We start from the raw sequence: 18,247 nt of genomic DNA, 5'->3' as shown, positions 1-18,247 counted from the left end.
GCGGGGAAGACCACATTTGCATGCGCATAGAGGCAACTCTCCAGTGAATGAACCCTTCCACTGGAGTTCTGCCCTTGCCTGGCATCCGTAGCGGTCGTAGCATCCTCCGGTACCCGACATCTTCCGCAAAGGAGCGGCACACTCATGACTTCCCCCCACGCCACCGGCACGCACAGCAGGGCCCGACGCGCAGGCATCGCCGCCTTCGTCGGCACCACCATCGAGTGGTACGACTTCTACGTCTACGCGACCGCCGCCGCCCTCGTCTTCGGCCCGCTGTTCTTCCCGTCCGGTGACCGTCTCGCCGAGACCGCCGCGGCCTTCGCCACGTTCGCCGTCGCCTTCCTCGTCCGCCCACTCGGCGGCATCATCTTCGGTCACATCGGCGACAAGCTCGGCCGGCGCACCTCTCTCGTCATCACCCTGCTGCTGATGGGCGCGGCCACCGTGCTCGTCGGCTGCCTGCCGACCTACGAGAACATCGGCATCCTCGCTCCGATCCTCCTGATCCTGCTCCGCGCGATCCAGGGTCTCGCAGTCGGCGGCGAGTGGGGCGGTGCGGTGCTGATGAGCGTCGAGCACGCGCCCGAGAAGTCGAAGACCTTCTACGGGGGCTTCACGCAGCTCGGCAACCCGGCCGGCGCGCTGCTGGCCTCGGGCATCTTCGCGATCATGACCCGCTTCGGCGAGGACTTCATCATCAACGGCGGATGGCGCATCCCCTTCCTGCTGTCGATCGTGCTGGTCGGCGTCGGCTTCTGGGTCCGCTACCGCGTCGAGGAGACCCCCGTCTTCGAGGCGAAGGTCGAGGGCCGCAAGCAGTCGATGCCCCTCGCCTTCGCCCTGCGCACCAACTGGAAGCCGATCCTCCTCGGCATCGGCATCCTGCCCATCTCCACCGGCGGCTACTACCTGGCGACCACGTTCGTCACGGCCTACGCCACCGGCGAGCCGATCTCGGTCAGCGAGCAGGTCATCCTCGACGCGATGACGATCGCATCGTTCGTCGAGTTCGTCGTGACCCTGCCCGTCGCCTGGCTCGGCGACAAGTGGGGCCGCAAGAACGTCATGTACATCGGCCTCGTCACCTCGGTGCTGACCTTCGTCCCCTTCCTGTTGATCATGCCCGGCCGCGTCGAGCCGCTGATCTTCCTCTTCGCCTCGCTGGTGCGCATCGCGATGAGCGCCACGTACGCTCCCATCGCGGCACTTCTGGCGCAGATGTTCCGCCCGCAGGCGCGGTACACCTCCATCGCGCTGTCGTACGGCGTCGGCGCCGCGATCTGGGCAGGGTTCTCGCCGTGGTTCGCGACGCAGCTCATCGCGTGGACGGGCAGCATCTGGTCGGTCATCGCGATGTTCATCGGCATGGCGATCATCGCCGGTATCTGCACGCGTCTCGCGCCGCAGCATTCGGATGAGGCCCCCGTGACGGCATCCTTCGCGGCCCGCACCGACACGACGGCGAACCGGCTGCCCTGACCGGGTTCCGCCCCCTCCGCCGCCCGCCCCGACTCGCGAACAGGTCCTCATGAGAAAGCTCACCCCCTTCGACCGCTCGGCCCAGAAGGCCGCCCGAGTGCTCACCGCGCGGGCGATCCACACGGCGGATGCCGGGAACACCACGGCCACGGCGATGCTGACCGATCGCGGGCGTATCCTCGCGATCGGCAGCGTCGACCAGTGCGAGGCCGCCGCGGACCGCGCCGGCCTCGCCCCCGAACGGGTCGACCTCGGCGCTTCGGTCGTCGTGCCCGGGTTCATCGACGCGCACGCCCACCCCCTGATGTTCGGGCAGCTGATGACGTGGGTCGACTGCGGGCCGGAGAAGGCCGGCAGCATCCCGGAGATCGTGGCGCTGCTGCAGGCGGCCGCCGCCGAGACGCCCGCGGGGCGGCCGGTACGCGGTTACGGGTACGAGCAGCGCAACCTGGCTGAGAAGCGGCATCCGACCCGCTTCGAACTCGACGAGGTCGCGAGCGATCGCGAGGTGTATCTGATGAACGCCTCGGGCCACGGCGGCGTCGTCAACTCGCACACCCTGTCGGTGAACGGTGTCGACCGCGACACCCCGAACCCCGAGGGCGGCGAGTTCTTCCGCGACGCGGAGGGCGAGCTGACCGGCGAGCTGTCGGATGCCGCGTGCAACATCCTCACCGGAGTCCATGGAGTCAAGATCGGGCACCACGGCCCGAACTTCCACCTCGCCGACGAGCCAGAGGAGCATCTCCGCCAGCTGGATGCCGCGACCCAGCGGTTCCTCGCCGGCGGGGTCACCTCGATCGGCGACGCCCAGGTCACGCGCCGCGAGTTCGACATGTACCTGCGGCTCGCCGAGGCCGGGCGCCTCGAACTGCGCGTCTCGATGTACCTGCTCTCGCATCTGCTCGACGAGGCGCTCGAGATGGGTCTCGTCGGCCAGTTCGGCAACGCGCACCTCAGCTTCGCCGGCATCAAGCTCTACGCCGACGGCACGCTCGGGGGCTGGACCGCGTACTTCCCCGACGGCTACGTGGGCGACCCGTGCCGCACCGGCCAGCTGTACCACGAGCCCGCCGAGTACACGGCTCTGATCAGCAAGGCGCACGCGGCGGGCCTGCAGACGGCGACGCACGCGCAGTCGCCGACCGCGATCGAGATGGTGGTCTCGGCGATCGAGGCCGCGCTGGCGGAACGCCCGGATGCTGACGCCCGGCACCGCATCGAGCACTGCGGGCTGCCGACGCCTGAGCAGATCGAGCGGATGGCGGCCTCCGGCATCCGTCCCGTGAATCAGACGCAGCACTATTTCAACTGGGGCGAGGGCGTGGAAGAGGCGATCGGCACCCCGGGTGAGCGGTTCAACCCGCTCGGTGAGTTCGAGCGCGCGGGCGTCCCGTTCACGATCTCGTCGGATGCTCCCGTCGCCGAGCCCATCCCGCTCGAGGCCATCCAGACCGCGGTCACCCGCGTGACGCGCCGCGGGCACAAGCTCGGGCCCGACGATCTGCGGGTCTCCGCACTCGCCGCGCTGCGCGCCCACACGATCGAGGGCGCCGTGTCGATCGGTCGCGAAGACGACCTCGGCTCTCTCGAGGTCGGCAAGTACGCCGACTTCGCGGTGCTGTCGGACGACCCGCTGGCCGTTGCCGGCGAGGACATCGCGGCCATCACGGTGCGCGAGACCTGGGTCGACGGGGAGCGCCGGTACCGTGCCTGATTCTGAGGAGATCTACGCCGACACCGCCGGCCGCGCGGTCCTCGAGACCATCCGCGCCTACGGCGTGACCGCGATCTTCGGGATCCCGGGGACGCACAACTTGGAGCTGTACCGGCCGCTCGCCGATCTCGGCATCCGCGCGGTGACGAACCGCCACGAGCAGGGATCAGGTTATGGCGCCGACGGCTGGGCACAGCAGACCGGACTCCCCGGCGTGGTCATCACGACCTCCGGGCCGGGGCTGCAGAACGCGATGAGCGCGATCGGCACCGCGTTCTGCGAGTCGCGTCCGCTGATCGTGCTGTCGCCGGGCGTGCCGCTCGGGGCCGAGTTCGCCGACGTCGGCACCCTGCACGAGACGAAGGATGCCACGTCCATGGTCGGCGCGATCGCCGAGTGGTCGCGCCGGGTGCGCTCGGGTGCTGAGGCCGTCGAGGCCGTGCACGACGCCTTCACGCTCTTCCGAACCGGTCGCCCGCGGCCCGTGCATATCGAGATCCCCCTCGATGTTCTCGAAGCCCCCGCGCGTGTCCCCCTCGCGGATCGGAGCGCGCGTCCCGCGCCCGACCGCGCCGCGGGCGACCCCTCTTCTGTGGCCGAGGCCGCGCGACTGCTGTCGTCGGCCCGCCGTCCGGTGATCGTCGCCGGTGGCGGAGCGACGGATGCCGCACACGAGGTCACCGCGATCGCTGAGCGCCTGGGGGCCCCGGTGCTCACCACCCTCAACGGGAAGGGTGTCGTCGACGAGCGGCATCCGCTCTCTCTGGGATCGAACCTCCGGCTCGCGGCCGCTCGTGCTATGGCCGAAGACGCCGACGTGCTGCTCGTGATCGGGTCGAAGCTCGGTGAGGCCGAGCTGTGGGCTCCGCGGCTGGAAGCACGCGGATCGGTCGTGCGCATCGACATCTCGCCGGCGCAGCTCGACAAGAACCTGGCGGCGACCGTCGGGATCACCGGAGATGCGGCGGCCGTCGGCGATGCGCTGCTGGCGCTGCTGCCGGCTGAGCCGCGGACTCCTCGCGAGCTCGCCGCCGAGCGTGCCGCGATCGACGCGGAGACGCGGGCGACCGCACCGGATGCCGTGGCTCTCGCCGAGATGATCGCCGAGGCCCTGCCCGTCGACACGATCGTCGCGGGCGACTCCTCGCAGATCGTCTACCTGGCGCTGGGCAGCGTGCTGCGATCGCAGCATCCGCACTCCCTTCTCTACACGCCCACCTACGCGACGCTCGGCTACGGACTGCCCGCGGCGATCGGCGCGCGGGTCGCACAGGCCGAGCACCCGGTCGTCACGGTAATCGGCGACGGCGCGCTGATGTTCTGCGTGAACGAGCTCGTGACCGCCGTCGAGCAGCGCCTCGACGTCACGATCATCTGCGTCGACAACGGCGGCTACGCCGAGATCCGGCAGAACGAGGTCGACCGTGGCATGGCGCCGATCGGCGTCGACCTCGTGCAGCCAGACTGGGCGGCGCTCGCCACAGCCTTCGGCGCGACCGGGCGACGTGTCGATCGGACTGAGGACATCGCGCACAGCATCCGTGAAGCCATCGCCGACGGCGGCGTGCAGCTCGTGCACATCCCCACCGGCGCTCCCACCGGAAGACAGGACTGACCATGACCGAGAACATCGGCCCCATCGACGCCTCCGTGAATCCGCGGTATTCGGGGATCGCGACGTTCGCGCGTCTGCCGCGCATCGAAGACGTGCCGCGCGCCGACATCGCCGTCGTCGGCATCCCGTTCGACTCGGGCGTGAGCTACCGCCCGGGCACGCGCTTCGGACCCTCGCACGTGCGGGAGTCGTCGCGGCTGCTGCGTCCGTACAACCCGGCGCAGGACGTGTCGCCCTTCGCGATCGCGCAGGTGGTGGATGCCGGCGACATCCCGGTCAATCCGTTCGACCTGACCGAGGCGGTCGGCGAGGTCGAGAAGGCCGCGGTCGCTCTCGGTGAGCAGGTGCAGCGCATCGTCACGATCGGCGGCGATCACACCGTCGCGCTGCCGCTGCTGCGCGCGATCAACGCGAAGCACGGCCCGGTCGCGGTGCTGCACTTCGACGCGCACCTCGACACCTGGGACACCTACTTCGGCGCCCCGATCACACACGGCACCCCGTTCCGCCGGGCGAGCGAGGAGGGACTGATCGACCTCACCGCCAGCTGCCACGTCGGCACCCGCGGACCGCTGTACTCGAAGCAGGACCTGGTCGACGACGAGCGCCTCGGCTTCTCGATCGTGTCGAGCGAGTACATCGAGGAGCACGGCGTCGAGGCCGCGATCGCGCGGATCCTGCAGCGCATCGGCGACAAGCCCCTGTACGTCTCGATCGACATCGATGTGCTCGACCCCGCGCACGCGCCCGGCACCGGCACCCCCGAGGCCGGCGGGCTGACGAGCCGCGAGCTGCTGCGGATCCTGCGGGCGCTCGGCGCGCGGAACATCGTCGGCGCGGATGTGGTCGAGGTGTCGCCGGCCTACGACCACGCGCAGATCACCGGCATCGCGGCGAGCCACGTCGTGTACGAGCTCGTGTCGCTGCTGGCCGCTCAGGTCGCCGGGGCCGCTGACTGACCTGCCGCCCCGGCATCCGTCCTCCGGTTCCGGTCGCACTTTCTGCCGTCCCGTGGCCGCGTGAGCGGCAGCAACTGCGACCGGAGCACAGGCAGCCTGCGACGCCCCCGGCATCCGTCCCCCCACTTCTGCGGCCACCTTCATCTTCTGCGGCCAGGATCGCCCGGATCGGCCGCCGAAGTTGCGATCGGCCGCAGAAGTTGAGACCCCCTCACGCGTACGACGCGGCGAGCAGGTCGGCGAACAGCTCCTCGGCGTCGCACTCGACCCGCCGCCGCGCGAACCAGTCGCAGATGTTGACGCAGTCGCGATGCAGCAGGTCGAGCCCTTGCGGATTCGCGATGATGTCGACGATCTGCGGCAGGTCGATGACCCGCACCTGCTCCTCGTGCACGAGCAGGTTGTACGCCGACAGGTCGCCGTGCGCGAAGCCCGCCGCCGCGAACACCCGCATGATCTCGACGATCTGCGCGAAGTACTCCGCGAGTTCGACCCGGTCGCTGCGCACCTGGGCGAGCCGGGGGGCGGCCGTGCCGTCGGGGTCGCCGATGAATTCCATGAGCAGCTCGGTGCCGTTGACCTGCACCGGGTAGGGCACGGGTGCACCCAGCTCCCACATGCGGCACAGCGCTTCGAACTCGGCGAACGACCACTGCGCGGCCGCGACCTCCCGTCCGTGGCTCGACTTCTTCGCGAGGGCGCGGGTGTCGCGGGTGTTCCGGGTGCTGCGGCCCTCGGTGTACACGGCCGACCGGTGGAAGCTGCTGTGTTCGGCGGAGCGATAACGCTTCGCCGCCAGCAGCGTGCGCTGCACCGGGTCGTCGGGCACGGCGCGCTCCAAAAGGAACACATCGGCCTCCTTGCCGGTCTTGAGGATGCCGAGCTCGGTGTCGAGAGCGCCGGCCGAGGTCACGACCCACGAAGGCCAGGGCTCGGGCCCGCGTTCGGAGGGAGTGACGGCCGGCCACGTGGACCAGCGCTGGTTCTCGCCGGGTTCGACGTCGGCGAAGAAGAGTTCTGTGTCGAAAGGATCAGTCAAGGTGTGGCTCCGGAAGAGGAGGCCACACCAGGGATCAGGAGCGGGTGACCTCGAAGGGAAGGATGTCGGCGGAGAGCTCGACGAAGACGGTGTTCATGTCCTCAGCTCCTTCCGCTCGGGCCTTCCGGGGTCGTCCCGGTGCGTCGATGAGCCTAGGGTGCGCGCAGCGTTCCTGTCCAGACTTCTTTCGACTTCAGTCGCGCGCGTCTGGCGGAGTGAGACGCACGAGCACCCCGTCGCCCTCGCCGCCGATCGCGACGACCCACGAGTCCCCGGTCCAGACCGCAGCGTTCGCCCCGCAGAGGAAGGGGAGCGGATGCTGCGCCTCACCGTCGCTCAGCCACAGGGCGTCCGTGCGATACACGTCGTCGCAGTCCTCGCGCTGCGCGATCGCCTCCTGCGCCTCTGCGGACCCTCCGATCGTCACACCGCGGATGGCGGACTTCTCGGGCTCGCCGCCCCACCAGAGTGCCGTTCCGTCGGGCCGCACCGAGACGCGCGGGTGATCCGCCGACTGGGGCTCTGCGCTCAACACCGCGCCCTCGGCATCCAGCACGATCCGCTCCGACGGGGTTGCGAGGTAGATGCGCCCATCGGCGTCGGCGTCGACATCGACCGGGGGCACGCCGGGGAACGAATCAGGGGCGTCCCCGAGCGAGATCGGCGCGCTGTACAGCAGGGTTCTCGAGCCGTCGTCCAGGTCCACCCGCAGCACCTGGTAGTCGAGGTAGGCGTCGGGGGGTCGAGGCTGATAGCGCACGAGGATCGCGTCGCCCTCATGAACCGCGACGTCCCCGAACGCGAAATCGCCGAAGTCGTCGCTGCTCACCGGCGGCTCGCCGGGCAGATCGCGCCACTTCATGGTCGTCGTGTCGAGCACGGAGAGCACGGGGACACGCGTGCTCCGGGTCGCGACGAACTCGGTGTCGGACAGTGCCGCCATCGCGCCGATACCGGCGAGCGGATCACCGTCGTCGGCGCTGAACATCGCGAGCGTCTCGCCGTCACCGCCGACGTGCAACCATGACCTACCCGAACTCGCCCAGAACCCGCCCGACCCGTCGGTCGCGAGCTGGTGCATCCCGAACGCGAAGTCGGTGCGCCCGAGTGCGGTCTCGAACGGGATCGGCTCCAGCGTCCAGTCATCCGGCCCCACCTGTGGAGAGCACCCGGCGAGGAGAGCGCCGACGGCGACGAGACCGAACAGGCGCAGCATCCGTCCGCCCCTCCGACCCGATCGCATGCGTCCCACCCTGCCCGCCCTGGATGGGAAGCCGGTGAAGGCCCGCTGACATTCGTCCGGATCGTCCCGGACGAATGGTCGGATGCTGCGGACGACCGGTCGGGCGCCGGCATCCGATCTGCGCGAGGGTGGAACCATGACCACGACAGCGCCCGTTCCGACGACAGCCTCCTCTCGACCACAGCGGATGCCGTACGGCGGTCTCATCGTCATGATGATGATGAGCTTCCTGCTGGTGACGGCGGAGTTCCTCCCGAACGGCGTGCTCACCGAGATGGCGGCGTCGCTCGGCATCACTCCCGGCCAGGCCGGGCAGACGGTGACGGTCACCGCACTCGTCGGTCTGGTGGTCGCGCCGACGATCGGCCTGATGTTCCCGCGGCTCGATCGCCGCTCGCTGCTGGTCTGGATGGCGCTCGCCGCGGCCGTGTCGAACCTCATCGTCGCGATCTCGCCGAACCTCATCATCATCCTGCTCGCCCGGTTCCTGCTGGGCGCGGCGATCAGCGCCTTCTGGTCGATGTCGATCACCGTCGCCGCGCGGATCGCCGGCCCCGAGCGGCTCGGTCGCGCGGTCATGTTCACCGCCGCCGGAACCTCGCTCGCCACGGTCGCCGGGGTGCCGATCGGGGTCATGCTGAGCGAGATCATCGACTGGCGCATGGTCTTCGCCCTGGCAGGAATCGTCACCGGGCTCCTCGCGATCGTCCTCCGGGTACTGCTCCCTTCGGTCCCCGCAGCGCAGGCCTCGAGCATCCGCCTGCTGGTCGACACGATCCGCCGCCCCGGGATCAGCCTCGGGATGATCGGACACGTGCTGATCGTGCTCGGCCACTTCCTCGCCTACACCTACGTGCGGCTCGCGCTGGAGCGGATCCCGGGTGTCGACGCCTCCACGATCGTCGTGCTGCTCGCGCTCTTCGGCGCGGGAGGCCTGATCGGCAACCTGGTGATCGGACTCGTGATCGACCGGTCGTTCCGGTTCTTCGCCGTGTTCGCCCCCGTCGTGATCGCCGTGGCCGTCGCGGCGATGATCGTGCTCTCCGGCACGATCATCGGCATCGGGATCGTCGTGTTCGTCTGGGGCCTGTTCTTCGCCTCCTGGCTGATCGTCGTGAACACCTGGGTCGGGCACCGGATGCCGGACCGGCTCGAGGCGGGCGGCAGCCTGGTCGTGGTCGGGTTCCAGGCCGCGATCATGATCGCCGCGGGCGTCGGCGGATTCCTCGTCGACACCATGAGCGTCGAACTCGTCTATTCGCTCGGCGCGGCGATCCTGCTCGTCGGCGCCGCGCTGTTCGGGGCGTCGAACCGCGTCAAGGCGTGAGCACTCTTCACGCCGGGATGGGCGTGCGGTTCGCCATCCGCCACGACGACGGGGTCATGCCGGTGCGGCGGCGGAACGCGCGACTGAAGCCTTCGTCCGAGGCGTAGCCGAGCTGGCGTGAGATCTCGGACACGGAGCGACCGGCATCCAGCATCCGCTTCGCCGCATCGACCCGCACCTCGGTGACGTAGTCGGCGGGGGAGCGGCCGATGGCATGGCGGAAGCGCTCGGCGAAGGTCGAGCGGGACATGGCTCCGACGCCGGCGAGGCGTTCGACGGTCCAGTCGCGGCCGGGCTCCTCATGGATCGCCTCGACCACGCGGTCGAGGAAGGGATCGTTCGACCGCGACGGCCATCCCTGCGGTGCGCAGCCGTTCGCGGCCCAGGCCCGGATGACCGAGAGCAGGACGGTGGTCGCCATCATCCGGCAGATCAGCGGGTCGCCCTGGCGCGTGGGGCAGGTGTCGTGGTCGACCAGTCCCATGTTCTCGGCGAGTGCGGCCGCGGCGGGTTCGAGAGCGTCGAAGCCGGTGACGGTGATGAACTCCGGAAGCACCGCACGCAGCTGCGACGCGGCATCCGCCAGGACGAGATCGACGACCATGAGGCTGGTGTCGTCTTCGGCTTCGAGAGCGAAGGGTGAACCGCCCAGCATCAGGAACGCGTCGCCCGCGATGAGACGATCGCAGCGGCCCTGCGGCTCGACGATCAGCTGATGGGAGTCCGGATCGACGTCGAGGCGGCATCCGTCACCCAGCGGCGGATGCCCGTGCACGCTGCCCTCGATGAGGTACACGAGGGTGAGGGCGTCGTGAGGAATCGGCAGCAGTTCTCCCGCCGGGAGGGGCATGCGCCGCGCCACGCCGACGCGCAGATCGACGGTGCCGAGCACCTGCGAGAGCGCGTCCGCGACCACTGTCACCATGCCTTCGGCAACGTCCCCGCGCGGTCAGGTATTCCGCTTTCGAATCGCGCAACTGGTCGGTCTGTCGTCACCGGACCAACCAGTTGCGCGATTCGAAGGCGATGCCGCGCCCGGATACGCTGGGAGGACGCCACCCGAGGAGTCCCGTGTTCCGCACCCCCGACCGCCTGTTCCGAGTTCTCGCGATCGCGGAGGCGATCACCTGGACGATCCTGATCTCCGCGATCGTCGCCCGCGCCGCCGGCGCACCCGGAGTCGTCGTGACGATCGGCGGTGGCATCCACGGCTTCGTCTTCCTCGCCTACGCGGCGACGGCCGTGCTCGTCGCCCTCAACCAGCGCTGGCACGTCGGCGTCGGAGTGCTCGCGGTCGCGAGCGCCATTGTCCCCTACGCCACGATCCCGACCGAGATCTGGCTGCACCGCACCGGCCGGCTCGACGGCGCCTGGCGCCTCGAAGCGACCGACGACCCGCGGGATCGCCGCTGGTACGACCGGCTGATGCGCTGGTTCCTGCGTCGTCCCTGGGTGCTGGCCGCCCTGCTCGCCGTCGGCATCGTCGCGCTCTACGTGATCCTGCTGCTGGTCGGCCCTCCCGGCGGGAAGTGAGCCGACGCCTGGCTAGGGCGTGACGACGACGGCGTTCGCCTCGTTGACCAGGTTCATCGTCGCCTCTGCCCCGGCACCGCCGGTGCAGTCCACGATCACGTAGACCCCGACGCCGACCGTGGTGAATGCTCGTGCGGCCATCATCCAGGTGCGGTCGCCGTCCGTGCCGACCACCTGTCGGCTCTCGACCCCACCGCTGCCGCCGATCTGGTAGCTGAACTCGCCGGTGGTGGCGACCGGGGTGATCTCGGCAGTCGAGGACTGCAGCAGTACGCCGAGGATCGCGTCCGACGAGGCGCTGTCGTCTCCCTCGACCACGGGCACGTCACTGATGCGGCCCTGCCAGAACTGGGCCGTGCACGTGTCGTCGATCGTGCCGTAGGTCCATCCGCCGTTGCCGTCGTCGGGTGAGACCGTCTTCCAGGCGTCGTCGGCCAGGAAGCCGTCGCCCCACTCGATGTAGGCGCTGTCCGAGAGTTCGAGACCCTCGGCGAAGGTCAGCGTCGTCCCGTCCGTCGGTTCCTCTGCGGGCTCGTCGGTCGCCTCGGGCTCGTCTGAGGGCACGCTTCCGGTCGACTGCCCGCTCGGGATCTGCGCGTACAGGCACCCGCTGAGGGGGAGCGCGACTCCGGCCAGCACGATCGCCGCAGTGAGGCGGAGGAGCGAGGGAGCCTGCCGAGTGCGCGTCATGGCGGTCAGCCTAGCCCTGTGGCATTCTCGACGACGGTCAGAGCGCTGAGTCGAGGCGGTCCGGTGACGGTCATCCCCACTGCCTCGCATGCCTGCGGCCCCCGAAGGTGCACCGCGGCGGTGAACCCGCCGCCGGGAGCTCCTTCGTCACCGAACAGTGCCAACGTGCTCGCGCGGCCAGTCGTGTAGCCGGAGCCGTAGAAGACTCCGCCGAAGCCGTGTGATGCGAACGCGCGCGCCCATCTCTGCGTGAGCCCGTAGTCACCGGTCGTCACGAGATCACGGACGACGCCGAAGCGCTCTGCGCGACTGGAGCTCACCGCGGCGCACGTGTACTCCGCCGGGGCCGACAACGCGGACAGCGCGAAAGTCTCCGCGAACACCCGCGACACGACTCCCGTGGAGCTGACCTCGTCTCGAACCTTCTCCCTGATGGCGGTCTCCGCCCGCGTCGCCGTGCAGCAGGTGCCGCGGGGGTGAGTCAGGTTGAATCGCCCATGTGGGCTGCTGTCGAACCACCATGCACTGCGGTCGGCGCGGTGGGCACGGAACAGTGCGGTGCCAGACGTGATCGTCTTCTTCGGGAAGGAGCCGTACGACCGCGCCGGCTCCGGCGGCTGCTGCACCGCTGTCACGCCGCCCAGCTCGCCGCCGTGCGTTCGGCGTCTCGGGCGACGGCATCCACGTCGCCGGCGACCAAGCGGTCGATGTTCCGACGAGGCGGTTCGGAGGGCGCCCGAGACACGGGGGCGTTCAACCACTGCGCCCAGGTCCATGGGTCGTCGATTCCGTTCCTCAGGGCCGTGAGGACTCTCTGCATGCCGGAGACGAGGCGTCCGTCCCGCACCTGGAACGCGGGATACACGGTGTGTCCGTCCGCTGTTTCGAGCCGGAGCACGCGCAGTTCTCGTACAGCCTTCGATACGGCCTGACGTCCGACGCCGAGTTCGCGCTGCAGGGAGCCGCTCTCGTAGACGGGGCCGACGATGTCGGACCAGGGATTCACCGCCAGCGGGAGACGGTCGATGATCTGATCGGCGACGTCGCCCGGGTCGCCGAGTCGCGTCAGCTCGATGCCCTGATTCACGCGGATGATCAGGCGTGCGTGGAGCGCCTCAAGGATCCGATCGGCGGCCTGCTCCTGCTCCGGTGACCGCGTCACCGGCCGCGAGAGGCGTCGGGTCGCGATAGCGCTCATGAGTGCCTCCGGGATGTCAACTATGTCAACCATCTTCCGCTCCGGCGTCGACGTTGTCAACCATGTCAACCAGATCGTTCCTGCCCGTCGGCGAGGGCTTTCAGTGGGCTGTCGCGACGCCGATCGTGTCGTGCACGATGACCGCGGCCACTCGTGCGCCGGCGCCCGCCGCGACGATGAGCTGCTGCGGCCCGGGGGTCGCGGCGTCGCCCGCGGCGTAGAGGCCGGGGATGTCGGTGCGGCCAGAGCGGTCGGTCACCAGATGGCCGTCGTCGTCGAGGGCCGGCGCGATCCCATCGAGGAATGACAGCTCGGTCTCCCACTCCGGTCGCACGAATCCGCCGTCCACGGCGACCGTCGTGCCGTCCGCCAGCCGCACGGCCTCGAGGCGGCCGCGGTCTCCGATCAGCTCGACGATCGGATGCCGCTGCACCGCGACGCCGGCAGCGGCGAGCTCCGCCTCTTCAGCCGTGGTCACGACATCGCTGCCGTTCGTGAAGACGGTGAGCGTCTCGGTCCAGCGTCCGATCAGCCGCGCACGCGACGCGAGGTCGGCGGATTCCCCGATCAGCGCGAGCCGCCGCCCCTGCAGCTCCCAGGCGTCGCACGCCGCGCAGCTGAACAGGCTCATGCCGTAGAAGCCGCGGAGGTTCGGCACCTCGGGCAGCGTCTCGCGCAGCCCGGTGGCCAGCAGCACCGTGCGTGCGGTCACGGTCGTCTCGGGTTCGCGGCGACCGATCTCGGCTTCGAACCGCGCGCCCTCAGGCGCTGCGACTTCGGATCCGGCATCCGTCGACCGCAGCGCGGCGACCCGGACTCGCGAGCGGATCTCGACGTTCGGGTAGGCCGTGAGCTCCTCCCGGGCGAGGCGCCGCAGTTCGTGAGGCGGAACGCCGTCGCGGGTGAGGAAGCCGTGCGAGTTCAGCGTCGCCGCGTTCCGTGGGCGGTCGGCGTCGATCACGAGCACGCGCACGAGCGAGCGGCCGAGGTTGAGCGCCGCCGAGAGACCGGCCGGTCCTCCGCCGATGATGAGCACGTCATACGCACTCGACTCAGTCATGCGCACCCTCCTGTGGGGGAAGGGCGGCGACCACCGGATGGTCGAACGGGTAGACGCCGACCTTGGCGGCGCCGCCGGGCGAGCCGATCTCGGAGAAGAAGTCGACATTGGCCCTGTAATAGTCCTGCCATTCATCCGGCAGGTCGTCCTCGTAGTAGATGGCCTCGACCGGGCACACGGGCTCGCACGCCCCGCAGTCGACGCATTCGTCAGGATGGATGTAGAGGGAGCGCTCACCCTCGTAGATGCAGTCGACAGGGCACTCGTCGATGCAGGCCCTGTCCTTCACATCCACGCAGGGCAGTGCGATGACGTACGTCATCGGACGAGGGCGCCGTCGCGCGACAGCGTCTGAGAGGACACCGCCACCTGCTCGTCGCGCGGCACGACCTTGACGCGCTCCCGTGCATGCGTGTGCGTCTCGCCGAGATGCCGCTCGTGGGCGTCGAGGGCGAGCCAGCCGTCCCACGTCGTGTAGGCGGTCTCGCGCGCCTCGAGCAGGTCGAGCACGTCACCCTCCTCGACAGCAGGTTCCGCGAGCAGCCCTGCGTCGGCATCCGCCACGAGGTTCGTCACCGTCTCGAGCGCGTCGGACTTGGTGTGGCCGATGAGGCCGACCGGTCCGCGCTTGATCCACCCGGTCGCGTACAGGCCCACTTCGTCGTCGACGCGGCCGCCCTCGTTCGGCACGACGCCGCGCGCCTCGTCGAACGGGGCGCCGGCCACTCGCGTGCCGTAGTACCCGACGGCGCGGTACACCGCCTGCACGTCGTAGTCGCGGAACTCGCCGGTGCCGACGAGCCTGCCGGCGGCATCCGTCTCGGATCTCTCGACGCGGGTGCGCTCGAAGACGATGCCGTCGACCTCGCCGTCGCCGGTGATCTCGACGGGCGCGTGCCAGAAGTGCAAGTGCAGACGGCGGGATGCCGTGCCGGCAGGTCGATCCCGCCAGCTGTTGAGCGTGCGGAGCATGACCTTCAGCTGGTTGTTCGGCGCGGCGGCCGGGTCGACGCCCTCGAAATCCTCGTCGTACAGGACGATGTCGACGTCGTGCACCTCGCCGAGCTCACGAAGCTCGATCGGGGTGAACTTGATGTCGGCCGGGCCGCGGCGTCCGAACACGTGCACATCGGTCACGGCGGAGGATTCGAGCCCGGCGAGCACGTTGTCGGGCACCTCGGTCGTGCGCAGGTCGACGGCATGCTTGGCGAGCACGCGGGCGACGTCGAGCGCCACGTTGCCGTTGCCGATCACCGCGACCGACGAGGCATCGAGCGGCCAGGTGCGGGCGACATCGGGGTGGCCGTCGAACCAGGCCACGAAGTCGGCGGCGCCGTACGAGCCCGGCAGATCGACGCCGGGGATGTCGAGCGCGGCGTCGCGGATCGCTCCCGTCGCGAGGATCACCGCGTGGTACCGCTCGCGCAGCTCGTCGAGGGCGAGGTCCCGCCCGATCTCGACGTTGCCGATGAACCGGATCGTGCGGCGCTCGGCGCCCTCCCGGGGAAAAGCATCGAGCATCTCGTGCAGCGAGTTCACGATGCCCTTGATGCGGGGGTGGTCGGGCGCGACGCCGTACCGGATCAGCCCGTACGGCGCGGGAAGCGACTCGAACAGGTCGATCTCGACGTGCGCGTGCCTTTCCCCACTGGGTTCCTGGGCCCGTCGAAGGACGGCGTTCGCGAGGAGGTTGCCCGCGTAGATGCCCGCGGGGCCGGCCCCGACGATCGCGACGCGGAGGGCAGGAGGGAAGGATGTCATGACGGCCTTTCGGGGGCGCGGTTCAGCGCGAGCGAGAGAACAGGGAGGTGAGGGGACGACGAGCGGATGCCGGATCGAGCGAGTCGACCGCCTGGATGAGTCCCGTGTCGACGGCGAGGCCGGCGTCGAGGGCATCCGCCCAGTGGGGTTTGGGCGCACGAGGGGCGCTGGCGCCCTCCGACAAGCTCAGGGACCCCGACGCATGCGGACTCAGTGCCACCACGTCGCCGACCACCACGACAGCGGGCGAGCGCACCTGACGGCTCGCGGCGAGGTGAGCGATGGTGCTGAGTGTGCCGATCGTGACGCGCTCGCGCTCGCCGTAGCCGTCTTCGATGATCGCGACCGGGCAGTCGAGACCACGGCCGCCGGTGCTCAGCACATGCGCGGAATGCCCGAGAGTGTTGACTCCCATCAGCAGCACGACGGTGTGGTCGCTGCCGCCGGGCACCTGCTCGATCTGGTCGTGTCCACTGAGCACGGTGAAGGATGCCGCGATGCCGCGATGCGTGAGGGGGATGCCGGCGACCGCAGGCACCGACACCGCGCTGGTCACCCCGGCGACGACCTCGACAGGGATGCCGGCGTCTTCGCAGTACTGCTGCTCCTCGCGTCCGCGGCCGTACACGAAGGGATCGCCGCCCTTGAGTCGCACGACACGGCGGCCGGCGGACGCATGCTCCACGAGCAGCGTGTTGATGCCCTCCTGCGGCACCGGGTGGTGACCGGGGAGCTTGCCGACGTCGATGACCTCGGCAGTGATCTCCACGCCTTCGGCCGCCAGTTGGTCGAGCACGGCGCGAGCTCCGAGCCGGTCGGCGACGATGACGTCGGCCTCCTGCAGCGCGCGGAGTCCGCGGAGAGTGAGCAGGCCCGCGTCACCGGGTCCTGCGCCGACGAGCGTCACGGATCCGGTCACCGGCGTGCCGGTCATCGGTCGCCTCCCAGCGCGAGGCCGCGCGCTCGCAGCATTCGCCGTTCGAGCGGGCCGAAGAACGCGAGTTCGATCAGGATGCCGATGGCGAGGATCACGATGATGGTGCCGAGCACGCTGGCGAGGTCGGCGAGCTCGCGGGACTGATTCAGCATGGTGCCGAGCCCGAAACCCATGGTCCCGCCTCCCGTGATGATCTCCGCAGCCATGAGCGACCGCCACGAGAACGCCCAGCCCTGCTTGAGGCCGGCGACGTATCCCGGCAGCGAGGCGGGCAGGATGACGGCCGTGGCGAGCTGCCATCGGCTCGCGCCGAGCACGACTCCGACCCGGCGGAGCTGCGGCGGGACCTGGTCGATGCCGGAGAGCAGGCCGTTGACGATCGAGGGGATCGCGCCCATCAGGATCACGAAGTACGCCGTCGCGTCGGAGAGGCCGAACCAGATGATGGCGGCCGGCACCCAGGCCACGGAGGGCAGCACCATGAGACCGGAGATCAACGGTCCTGCCGCACGTCGCAGCACCGTCGACTCGGCGAGCAGCATCCCGAGCAGCGTGCCGACGGCGATCGCCACGAGGAAGCCGAGAATCCCGCGCTCGAGACTGGTGAGGACCGATTCCTGCAGACGGCCGGATTCCCAGGCGTCGCCGAGAGCTCCCAGCACCTGAAGCGGACCGGGCGCGATGTCGGGGCGGGGATCCGCGATCACGACGTAGAGCTGCCAGGCGGCGAGCAGCACGAGCAGAAGGACGATGGGCGGCAGCACCTTGGGCAGCGTGGTGCGCCAGGGCGGCGTGTGATCGGCTTCTTCGCTCTGGAGGCGGTCGAGTCCGGCGGAGAGCGTGCGGAGCTCGTCGTCCTTCGTCTCGCTGCGCTCGCTCAGGAACCGGGGGACGGATGCGGTTTCAGGAGGCATTGCGGCGGATCTCCTTCCGCAGCTCGGCGGTGATCTCGGTGGCGAGGGCGGAGACCTCGGGCGACTCGATGCGACGGCCGGTGGTGGAGGCCACCTTCCATTCGCCCACGACCCGACCTGGGCGGCTGGAGAGCAGGATCACGCGCTGGCCGAGGCGGGCCGCCTCCCGCACGTTGTGCGTGACGAACACGATGGTGCGGCCAGTGGCCCGCCACACGCGCTCGAGCTCTTCGTGCAGCAGATCGCGGGTGATGGCATCGAGCGCCGCGAACGGCTCATCCATCAGCAGCACGGGGCGATCCTGCGCGAGAGCACGGGCGAGAGCGACGCGCTGACGCATGCCCCCGGAGAGCTCGTGCGGGCGCTTGTCGCCGGCCTCTTCGAGGTTGACGGTCGCGAGCAGACGCTGGGCTTCTTCGCGGCGCTCGCCGCGAGGGATGCCGCGCAGTCGCAGTGCGAGCTCGACGTTCTTCCGCGCAGTCAGCCACGGCATCAGCGCGGACTCCTGGAACATCACCGCCGCGCCCGACGAGGGGGTCTCGATGTCTCCCGAGGTGAGGGGCTCGAGCCCGGCGATGAGGTTCAGCAGAGTGGACTTGCCGCACCCCGAGGCGCCCAGCAGGCACACGAACTCGCCGGGCGCGATGTCGAGTGACACGTCGTCGAGCACGAGAGGCCCGGCGCCGAAGCGCTTGGTGACGTGGGAGAGGCGCACCGCGGGGTCGACCGTCACGCCGGGCCTCTTCGGCGGCGTCACGCCGTCGAAGCTCGG

General features: G+C 69.8%; 18 protein-coding genes. 6 read left to right on the top strand and 12 right to left on the bottom strand.

Annotated features, from left to right (window positions below):
- Nucleotides 1-144: 144 nt before the first annotated feature.
- Genes RS85_RS03680 through speB form a run of 4 tightly spaced genes read left to right on the top strand, consistent with a single transcriptional unit; the run spans nt 145 to nt 5,773 of the window.
- Nucleotides 145-1,482: an MFS transporter gene (locus RS85_RS03680; protein ID WP_046012070.1), complete on the top strand. Its 1,338-nt coding sequence runs from the start codon at nt 145-147 to the stop codon at nt 1,480-1,482.
- Between the two features lie 49 nt (nt 1,483-1,531).
- Nucleotides 1,532-3,199, top strand: coding sequence for an amidohydrolase (locus RS85_RS03675; RefSeq protein ID WP_046012069.1), 1,668 nt, complete (start codon nt 1,532-1,534; stop codon nt 3,197-3,199).
- Nucleotides 3,192-4,814, top strand: a complete 1,623-nt coding sequence (locus RS85_RS03670) for a thiamine pyrophosphate-binding protein (RefSeq protein ID WP_046012068.1) — start codon at nt 3,192-3,194, stop codon at nt 4,812-4,814. The genes RS85_RS03675 and RS85_RS03670 overlap by 8 nt, the downstream gene beginning before the upstream one ends.
- 2 nt (nt 4,815-4,816) lie before the next feature.
- A complete protein-coding gene (speB, locus tag RS85_RS03665) occupies nt 4,817-5,773 on the top strand; it encodes an agmatinase (protein ID WP_046012067.1) in 957 nt (318 codons plus the stop codon).
- A gap of 211 nt (nt 5,774-5,984) precedes the next feature.
- Here the strand turns inward: speB and RS85_RS03660 are convergent, their stop codons facing one another.
- Both RS85_RS03660 and RS85_RS03655 read right to left on the bottom strand, forming a co-directional pair.
- The gene (locus tag RS85_RS03660) at nt 5,985-6,812 is read right to left on the bottom strand and encodes a serine protein kinase RIO (protein WP_046012066.1); all 828 of its coding nucleotides are present in this window, start codon (nt 6,810-6,812) and stop codon (nt 5,985-5,987) included.
- A 193-nt stretch (nt 6,813-7,005) separates the two neighbouring features.
- A complete protein-coding gene (locus RS85_RS03655) occupies nt 7,006-8,055 on the bottom strand; it encodes a hypothetical protein (RefSeq protein WP_235282323.1) in 1,050 nt (349 codons plus the stop codon).
- Nucleotides 8,056-8,191: 136 nt separating this feature from the next.
- Between RS85_RS03655 and RS85_RS03650 the strand changes: the two genes are divergently transcribed.
- Nucleotides 8,192-9,382, top strand: coding sequence for an MFS transporter (locus RS85_RS03650; RefSeq protein WP_046012109.1), 1,191 nt, complete (start codon nt 8,192-8,194; stop codon nt 9,380-9,382).
- A 7-nt stretch (nt 9,383-9,389) separates the two neighbouring features.
- Here the strand turns inward: RS85_RS03650 and RS85_RS18900 are convergent, their stop codons facing one another.
- Nucleotides 9,390-10,307 carry a helix-turn-helix domain-containing protein gene (locus tag RS85_RS18900; protein ID WP_052703357.1) on the bottom strand — a complete coding sequence of 306 codons (918 nt, stop codon included), beginning with the start codon at nt 10,305-10,307 and terminating at the stop codon, nt 9,390-9,392.
- 146 nt (nt 10,308-10,453) lie between these two features.
- Between RS85_RS18900 and RS85_RS03640 the strand changes: the two genes are divergently transcribed.
- Nucleotides 10,454-10,915: a DUF3817 domain-containing protein gene (locus tag RS85_RS03640; protein ID WP_046012064.1), complete on the top strand. Its 462-nt coding sequence runs from the start codon at nt 10,454-10,456 to the stop codon at nt 10,913-10,915.
- 12 nt (nt 10,916-10,927) lie between these two features.
- Here the strand turns inward: RS85_RS03640 and RS85_RS03635 are convergent, their stop codons facing one another.
- The 9 genes from RS85_RS03635 to RS85_RS03595 all read right to left on the bottom strand — a co-directional run bounded on the left by RS85_RS03635 (nt 10,928) and on the right by RS85_RS03595 (nt 18,208).
- Complete coding sequence (locus tag RS85_RS03635; protein WP_046012063.1) at nt 10,928-11,605, bottom strand: hypothetical protein; 678 nt, start codon at nt 11,603-11,605, stop codon at nt 10,928-10,930.
- A gap of 5 nt (nt 11,606-11,610) precedes the next feature.
- The gene (locus tag RS85_RS03630; protein ID WP_052703355.1) at nt 11,611-12,240 is read right to left on the bottom strand and encodes an RES domain-containing protein; all 630 of its coding nucleotides are present in this window, start codon (nt 12,238-12,240) and stop codon (nt 11,611-11,613) included.
- Nucleotides 12,237-12,803, bottom strand: coding sequence for a hypothetical protein (locus RS85_RS19670; protein ID WP_046012062.1), 567 nt, complete (start codon nt 12,801-12,803; stop codon nt 12,237-12,239). Before RS85_RS19670 ends, RS85_RS03630 begins: the two co-directional genes overlap by 4 nt.
- Before the next feature lie 100 nt (nt 12,804-12,903).
- Nucleotides 12,904-13,863 (bottom strand): NAD(P)/FAD-dependent oxidoreductase, encoded by a 960-nt coding sequence (locus RS85_RS03620; RefSeq protein ID WP_046012061.1) that lies wholly within the window; start codon nt 13,861-13,863, stop codon nt 12,904-12,906.
- The gene (gene fdxA / locus RS85_RS03615; RefSeq protein ID WP_046012060.1) at nt 13,856-14,185 is read right to left on the bottom strand and encodes a ferredoxin; all 330 of its coding nucleotides are present in this window, start codon (nt 14,183-14,185) and stop codon (nt 13,856-13,858) included. Before fdxA ends, RS85_RS03620 begins: the two co-directional genes overlap by 8 nt.
- Entirely contained in the window at nt 14,182-15,624 is a 1,443-nt protein-coding gene (locus RS85_RS03610; protein ID WP_046012059.1) for an FAD-dependent oxidoreductase, read from the bottom strand. Before RS85_RS03610 ends, fdxA begins: the two co-directional genes overlap by 4 nt.
- A 22-nt stretch (nt 15,625-15,646) precedes the next feature.
- Complete coding sequence (gene cobA, locus RS85_RS03605) at nt 15,647-16,558, bottom strand: uroporphyrinogen-III C-methyltransferase (RefSeq protein ID WP_082087473.1); 912 nt, start codon at nt 16,556-16,558, stop codon at nt 15,647-15,649.
- Nucleotides 16,555-17,475: an ABC transporter permease gene (locus RS85_RS19945; protein WP_046012058.1), complete on the bottom strand. Its 921-nt coding sequence runs from the start codon at nt 17,473-17,475 to the stop codon at nt 16,555-16,557. The genes cobA and RS85_RS19945 overlap by 4 nt, the downstream gene beginning before the upstream one ends.
- Nucleotides 17,465-18,208: an ABC transporter ATP-binding protein gene (locus tag RS85_RS03595; protein ID WP_046012105.1), complete on the bottom strand. Its 744-nt coding sequence runs from the start codon at nt 18,206-18,208 to the stop codon at nt 17,465-17,467. Before RS85_RS03595 ends, RS85_RS19945 begins: the two co-directional genes overlap by 11 nt.
- Between the last annotated feature and the right edge of the window lie 39 nt (nt 18,209-18,247).

Source organism: Microbacterium sp. SA39 (genome assembly GCF_000967865.1).
Lineage (GTDB): Bacteria > Actinomycetota > Actinomycetes > Actinomycetales > Microbacteriaceae > Microbacterium.
The sequence above is the reverse complement of the archived record's forward strand: the minus strand, read 5'-3'. Positions and strand labels throughout refer to the sequence as shown.

Excerpts from the sequence above, each read along its gene's own strand:
- RS85_RS03680 (WP_046012070.1), top strand. The coding sequence starts at position 145 with ATGACTTCCCCCCACGCCACCGGCACGCACAGCAGGGCCCGACGCGCA.
- RS85_RS03675 (WP_046012069.1), top strand. The coding sequence starts at position 1,532 with ATGAGAAAGCTCACCCCCTTCGACCGCTCGGCCCAGAAGGCCGCCCGA.
- speB (WP_046012067.1), top strand. The coding sequence starts at position 4,817 with ATGACCGAGAACATCGGCCCCATCGACGCCTCCGTGAATCCGCGGTAT.
- RS85_RS03655 (WP_235282323.1), bottom strand. The coding sequence starts at position 8,055 with ATGCGATCGGGTCGGAGGGGCGGACGGATGCTGCGCCTGTTCGGTCTC.
- RS85_RS03650 (WP_046012109.1), top strand. The coding sequence starts at position 8,192 with ATGACCACGACAGCGCCCGTTCCGACGACAGCCTCCTCTCGACCACAG.
- RS85_RS18900 (WP_052703357.1), bottom strand. The coding sequence starts at position 10,307 with ATGGTGACAGTGGTCGCGGACGCGCTCTCGCAGGTGCTCGGCACCGTC.
- RS85_RS03635 (WP_046012063.1), bottom strand. The coding sequence starts at position 11,605 with ATGACGCGCACTCGGCAGGCTCCCTCGCTCCTCCGCCTCACTGCGGCG.
- RS85_RS19670 (WP_046012062.1), bottom strand. The coding sequence starts at position 12,803 with ATGAGCGCTATCGCGACCCGACGCCTCTCGCGGCCGGTGACGCGGTCA.
- RS85_RS03620 (WP_046012061.1), bottom strand. The coding sequence starts at position 13,863 with ATGACTGAGTCGAGTGCGTATGACGTGCTCATCATCGGCGGAGGACCG.
- fdxA (WP_046012060.1), bottom strand. The coding sequence starts at position 14,185 with ATGACGTACGTCATCGCACTGCCCTGCGTGGATGTGAAGGACAGGGCC.
- RS85_RS03610 (WP_046012059.1), bottom strand. The coding sequence starts at position 15,624 with ATGACATCCTTCCCTCCTGCCCTCCGCGTCGCGATCGTCGGGGCCGGC.
- cobA (WP_082087473.1), bottom strand. The coding sequence starts at position 16,558 with ATGACCGGCACGCCGGTGACCGGATCCGTGACGCTCGTCGGCGCAGGA.
- RS85_RS19945 (WP_046012058.1), bottom strand. The coding sequence starts at position 17,475 with ATGCCTCCTGAAACCGCATCCGTCCCCCGGTTCCTGAGCGAGCGCAGC.